General features: G+C 72.0%; 3 protein-coding genes. All 3 read left to right on the top strand.

What is annotated here, in order from left to right:
* The first annotated feature begins 331 nt into the window (after nucleotides 1-331).
* From ACIGXO_RS26170 to ACIGXO_RS26160, 3 genes are read left to right on the top strand one after another with little or no spacing between them, the layout of a single operon-like run.
* Nucleotides 332-1,582, top strand: coding sequence for an iron-containing alcohol dehydrogenase (locus ACIGXO_RS26170; protein WP_399791549.1), 1,251 nt, complete (start codon nucleotides 332-334; stop codon nucleotides 1,580-1,582).
* Between the two features lie 9 nt (nucleotides 1,583-1,591).
* Nucleotides 1,592-2,980, top strand: coding sequence for a histidine kinase (locus ACIGXO_RS26165; protein WP_399791547.1), 1,389 nt, complete (start codon nucleotides 1,592-1,594; stop codon nucleotides 2,978-2,980).
* Nucleotides 2,970-3,653, top strand: coding sequence for a response regulator (locus ACIGXO_RS26160; RefSeq protein ID WP_399791545.1), 684 nt, complete (start codon nucleotides 2,970-2,972; stop codon nucleotides 3,651-3,653). Before ACIGXO_RS26165 ends, ACIGXO_RS26160 begins: the two co-directional genes overlap by 11 nt.
* Nucleotides 3,654-3,834: the final 181 nt, after the last annotated feature.

Below are 3,834 nucleotides of genomic sequence, written 5' to 3'. Positions count from 1 at the left end.
CGTCGCTGCCGCAGTCCCACCTGCTCTGACACTGACATCGCAGTTCCCGAGGACTAGCACTTCGCGACTTCTTCATCGCCCACATGCCCAGCGGCACGCGCTGCTGATCATTGTCCGGCTCGCTGTCCTGAATCGCACCTGACCGATCGGACAGGTCGGCGCGCCATAATGGAGAGTGCGGGACGCGACTGAACACGTCTAACTTGTTTACCGCAGGTCACGGCTCTGTTAAGTCTAGGGAGATCGCGCAACCCCTGACGATGTCCTGTGCCCTGCACCTTTGACTCCGCAGTTTGGAGGTCCCGTGCCCCTTCTGCCGGGAGGCCCCATCATGACCGAGAGTGAACGGTCAGCCGGCGACTGGTACGGCGACGCACGCCCCGAGGAACTGGTCGGCCCGCAGCGGATCGCACCAGGTGCCGGGCGTGAACCGTCCCATCTCGCCAAGTTCCACGCCCCGGAGATCGTCTTCGGCCCCGGGTCGCTGGCCGAACTGGGGCACTGCGTGCTGCGGGTCGGCGGGCGGCGCCCCTTCCTGATCACCGACCCCGGGCTGATCGAGGCGGGTTGGGTGGACGAGGCCCTGGGGCATCTGCGGGCGGCCGGACTGCGCCCCACCGTGTGGCACGGGGTGACACCCAACCCGAAGGACCACGAGATCGCGGACGCCTTCGAGCACTACGCGGCGAGCGGCTGCGACGTGGTCGTGGGGCTGGGCGGCGGTTCGTGCATCGACGCGGCCAAGGGCGTGGCGATCCTCTCCGGCAACGGCGGGACCATCCTCGGGTACGAGGGCGTGGACAAGGTCGTCCATCCGATCCCGCCCACGGTGATGGTGCCGTCCACCTCGGGCACCGGCGCGGACGTCTCGCAGTTCGCGGTGATCACCGACACCGCGGCGCACATCAAGATCACCATCATCAGCCGCACGCTGGTGCCGGAGATCTCGGTGATCGACCCCAGGCTGCTGACCACCATGCCGGAGTGGCTGAACGCGGCCACCGGCCTGGACGCGCTGACCCACGCCATCGAGGCGTTCGTCTCCCGGGCGCACAATCCGCTGACCGACAACCACGCCCTGCACGCCGTGCAGCTGATCACCGGTCATCTGCTCGGCACCCAACTGCGGCCCAGGGAAGTCAGTCCGCGGCTCGCGATGGCCCAGGGCTCGCTGGAGGCCGGCATGGCCTTCACCAACGCGATCCTGGGAGCCACGCACGCCATGAGCCACCAGGTCGGCGGCCTGCTGGACGCGCCGCACGGCGTGGTCAACGGCGTTCTGCTGCCGCATGTCATCCGGTTCAACGCCGATGTACTGCCCCGGCGTTACCAGGCGCTGGCCACCGCGGCGGGACTGGCGGACGAGGGCGCGCCGTCGGACGTACTGGCCTACGCGCTCGCCGAGAAGGTCCGCGAACTGGCGGACGCGGTGGGCGTACCGAAGACCCTCTCCTCCCTCGGCGTCACCGAGGCCGACGTGCCCCAGCTGGCCCGTACCACCTTGAAGGACGCCTGCCTGGCCACGAACCCGAGGGACGTGGACGTGGCGGACATCGAGGCGCTCTTCCGCGCGGCGCTGTGAGGTGACCCCGTGACCCCGACGCACGAACCGGAACAGGACCCGCCGCCCGCCGCCGACCTGGGCGTGCTCACCGGCCTGCGCTCGGGCAAGCGCTCGTACTACCCGGCCTACATCCGCTCCACCGAGCGCCTGGAACGGGCCGTGGAGGCGCTGGACGGCATCTCGCGCGCCCTGGTCCGCACGGCCGAGGGCCCGCGCGCGCTGGTCGAGGCAGTGGTACGGGCGGCGGCCGAGCACCTCCAGGCGCGCTGGCTGCTGCTGGCCGTGGCGGACGGCGCACTGCGGGCCGCGCGCCCGCGGTTCCTGCTGTACGCCGACGACGTGCTGATCGACGACGAGTCGCAGCTGCCGGCCGAGGTGCGCGGGCACCTGGAGATACTGCGCACCCGGCCCTGGGAGGCCGAGTCCATGGCGAGCGGCGAGGGCTGGGTGCGGGCGCCGATGACCCTGGACGACGAGCCGGTGGGCGGGATCGTGGCCCGGCCCGGCGCCGGTCTCGAAGTGGCCGCCACTGACCTCGCGATCCTCCGGGTACTCGCCAACCAGGCCGCCGTGGCCCTGCACAACTCCTTCCTCTTCCACGCCGCCACCCGGCTGCGCGGCCGCACCGAGCAGCTGTCCGAGGCGGCCCAGCGGCAGGCCAGGGACCTGGCCGCGCGCAGCGCCGAGCTGGCCGAGACCCAGGCCCGGCTGCTGCACGCGATGCAGCGGCAGACGCTGGACGACGAGCGGCACCGCATCGCCCGGGAGCTGCACGACAGCGTCACGCAGTACGTCCTCAGCGCGGGCATGACGATCGAGGTGTGCCGGGCGGAACTGGCGGCGATGGGCGGCCGGGCGGAGGACATCGCACTGCGGCTGAGCTCGGCCAAGGACCTGAACCGGCAGGCCGTGGAACGGCTGCGCAACGCGATCTACGCCCTGCACCACACCTCTGACGAACCGTCAGGACCGCTGCCGGTGATGCTGGAACGGCTCTCCACGGTCCATCAGACCACCGACCTGGAAGTGCGGGTGCGCGTGGAGGGCAGCCCCGTCCCGCTGCCGCCGCAGGCCGAGCAGTCGATCCTGCGGCTGGCGGGCGAGGCGCTCTTCAACTCCGCCACGCACGGCAAGGCCGACCGGGCGCTGGTACGGCTGCGCTACCTGTCCGACCTGGTCACCCTGAGCGTCTCCGACGACGGCAGCGGCGATCCGGCCCAGTTGCGCCGGGCGCTGCGGCTGTCCCGGGCCGGTGACACTTCGGGCCGCCACCGCGGGCTGGCGAACATGGTCGCCAGGGCCGAGGAGCTGGGCGGCATCTTGTCCATCCGCCGTTCGCGGATGGGCGGCATCCTGCTGCGGGTGGGCATCCCCCTGCCGGTGGGCGTCGAACAGGAGGAATCCGATGACTACTGAAGCGAAGGCGCCGGCCGGGTCCCGCACCTCTCCCGTACGGATCATCCTGGTCGACGATCACGCGATCGTCCGGCACGGGCTGCGCTCGATCCTGGAGCGCGAGGAGGACCTGGAGGTGGTGGGCGAGGCCAGTACGGCGGCCGAGGCCATGGCCGTCATCGAACGCACCCGGCCCACGATCGCGCTGCTGGACCTCAAACTGTCGACGGGCGCGGACACCGAGGGCCTGGACCTGTGTGCCCGGCTCACCGAGCGCCACCCGGACCTGGCGGTCCTCGTCCTCACCACCTTCCTGGACGACTCCCTGGTGGCGGCGGCCATCCAGCACGGTGCGCGGGGGTACGTCGTCAAGGACGTGGACACCACCGAACTGCTGCGTGCCATCCGGGCGGTGGCCCGCAACGAGAGCGCCTTCGACTCCCGGTCCGCGGCCGCGATGGTGCGCTCGATGCGCGTCAAGGCCGATCCGGAGCCGGCGAGGGCCACCTTCACCGAGCGGGAGCAGCGGGTGCTGGAACTGCTCGCCCACGGGCTGAGCAACCGGGTCATCGGCGCGAAGCTGTTCATCTCCGAGACCACGGTGAAGTTCCACGTACGCAACATCATGCGCAAGCTGGACGCCAGCAGCCGGGCGGAGGCGGTGTACGAGGCGAGCAAGATGGGTGTGATCTGAGGGACTTCGACGCAAACGGGCGGGGGGGGGGCGGGGGGGGGCCCCCCCCCCCCCCCCCGGGGGGCCCCGCACACCCCCCCCCCCCCCCCCCCCCCCCCCCCCCCCCCCCCCCCCGGCCCCCCCCCCCCCCCCCCCCCCCCCCCCCCCCCCCCCCCCCCCCCCCCCCCCCCCCCCCCCCCGG

Source organism: Streptomyces sp. NPDC053542, assembly GCF_044544685.1.
Classification (GTDB): Bacteria; Actinomycetota; Actinomycetes; order Streptomycetales; family Streptomycetaceae; genus Streptomyces.
The sequence above is the reverse complement of the archived record's forward strand: the minus strand, read 5'-3'. Positions and strand labels throughout refer to the sequence as shown.

Coding starts and splice junctions, on each gene's coding strand:
- ACIGXO_RS26170 (WP_399791549.1), top strand. CDS start 332: ATGACCGAGAGTGAACGGTCAGCCGGCGACTGGTACGGCGACGCACGC.
- ACIGXO_RS26160 (WP_399791545.1), top strand. CDS start 2,970: ATGACTACTGAAGCGAAGGCGCCGGCCGGGTCCCGCACCTCTCCCGTA.